Source organism: Gilliamella sp. Choc5-1 (genome assembly GCF_001690595.1).
GTDB lineage: Bacteria > Pseudomonadota > Gammaproteobacteria > Enterobacterales > Orbaceae > Gilliamella > Gilliamella apicola_M.
The window spans coordinates 1-1,570 of sequence record NZ_LZHH01000031.1; the positions used below are offsets into that span (position 1 = coordinate 1).

Annotated in this window: 3 protein-coding genes and 2 pseudogenes; all 5 read right to left on the reverse strand. The window is 38.0% G+C overall.

Annotated elements, in window-relative coordinates; translation table 11 throughout:
* Window positions 1-109 precede the first annotated feature (109 nt).
* On the reverse strand, window positions 110-409 hold the full coding sequence (locus tag A9G35_RS02930) for a transposase (RefSeq protein ID WP_065585449.1): 300 nt from the start codon (window positions 407-409) through the stop codon (window positions 110-112).
* Window positions 410-473: 64 nt separating this feature from the next.
* Window positions 474-761: pseudogene (locus tag A9G35_RS02935) on the reverse strand (RusA family crossover junction endodeoxyribonuclease); the annotation flags it as partial.
* Entirely contained in the window at window positions 758-1,045 is a 288-nt protein-coding gene (locus A9G35_RS02940; protein WP_065635611.1) for a DUF1364 domain-containing protein, read from the reverse strand. The gene A9G35_RS02940 and the pseudogene A9G35_RS02935, both read right to left, overlap by 4 nt.
* Entirely contained in the window at window positions 1,029-1,175 is a 147-nt protein-coding gene (locus A9G35_RS13360) for a hypothetical protein (RefSeq protein ID WP_176701374.1), read from the reverse strand. The genes A9G35_RS02940 and A9G35_RS13360 overlap by 17 nt, the downstream gene beginning before the upstream one ends.
* Window positions 1,176-1,184: 9 nt before the next feature.
* A pseudogene (locus A9G35_RS13365) lies at window positions 1,185-1,570 on the reverse strand (serine/threonine-protein phosphatase); the annotation flags it as partial.

A 1,570-nucleotide genomic window follows, 5' to 3' on the forward strand; every position in this document is an offset into this window, starting at 1 on the left:
AGCCCTACTGATTTTTGTCTATTCAATTTACACTGATAATAAGCATAATATCTTGATAATCCTAAATATTGACATAGTTTTGTTATGCTATAACGATGTCGATTTGCTTTTAGGATAGCGATTTTCGCCCTATTATCAGTGCTGCTTGCTTTAGAATATCGTTTTCCATACGCAGCTGTTTAAGCTCTTTACGCAACGCGATTAACTCTTGTTCTTGTGGACTGCGATTATCTTTTGTTTTAAATGAGCCACTTTGGCTTGATTGAGTTATCCAACGGTCCAATGCTGATGGTGTCAAATCATATTCTGCAACGATTTCACTACGTGATTTACCATGTTGATAAAGACTGACCATTTGGTGTTTAAAATCATCTGTGAATGTTCGTCTTTTGCGTTTAATCTTATTCATATTTGTTCCTTTTTTAGTTGTGATAAGTTTACCTTACCCCTTAAAAAAGTTGTATGAATTAGTGTAGCCGATCCACCTCGCCAAAAATAGCGTCCAACAAACCTTTTTCTAAATTATCCTTGTCTGGTCGTTGCTGATGAGGTTTTCCATCCATTTCGGCGCGTTTTTTATTGCTCCACGACTTTGGCATGGGTATAACAAAAATTATGTGATAATGACTTTCCGGCAGTGTTACGCCGCTCGCCTTGCATTCGTCTTTAAATGCAAAATATTGCAATACTGGTTTCCGTTTTGCCCACCTGTCGCGCTGTGTCATCCGCGGTTTAGGAACTGGAGTAATGTTATAAATCATGCTTTTATTTTTCCTTCCTTGATCAGTATGTCTTGTGTTCTAATAACTCCTTCAGCGTGAGCTAATCTAACGAATTCATTCTCAAATATTCGTGTTCTGCAGTCTATTTCATCATGACAAGCTGAGCAAGCCCATGCGCCCTGCAAATCATTCGGCTTCATACCTACGCCACACGTTCCTGCTAGTCGATAATGCGCTAGTACCGTGGTTTCTGGGTTATGATTACAGCACGGCAATCGAACCGTGCACTCTCGCCCTCTTGCTTCTTTAGTTAGTTTGCTCATCGTTAACCTTGTTTAAATTATGCTGATTAATGTATTCTCTGCGTTGTTCTCTAACTATTGCTATTGCTCGCTCTAATTCTTGCTCTTTATCATCGTATCGTTTCAGTTGTTCCAAGTGTTCGTTGTTCATCATGCTACCCTAAATATTGTCCATCCTAGTTAATACTAAGTTGCCAGAAAAAACCGCCCCAGTATCAATGTAAACCCTGTTTGCAACTTGCGTCACTTCTCTTTGCGGAGTATGACCAAACACAAAAAATTCAACACCTTTTATTCCTGTATTGTCATATTTTTCAAATCGTTCTCGACTCCAAACCACTTTATTTAAATCAATAGGCTTGTTGAATACATATTCATTTGCTGGATAATCTGCGTGTGCAAACGCTATTAATTCGTTATTGATTGAAAGCTCAATAACTAAAGGCAATTCATTGCACTTATTAATTAAGTTAACAGCTTCCTGTTTATCTAAATCGTTTAATTTGAAAAACCAACCCCCACCGTTGTATTGCCATGCTAATAATG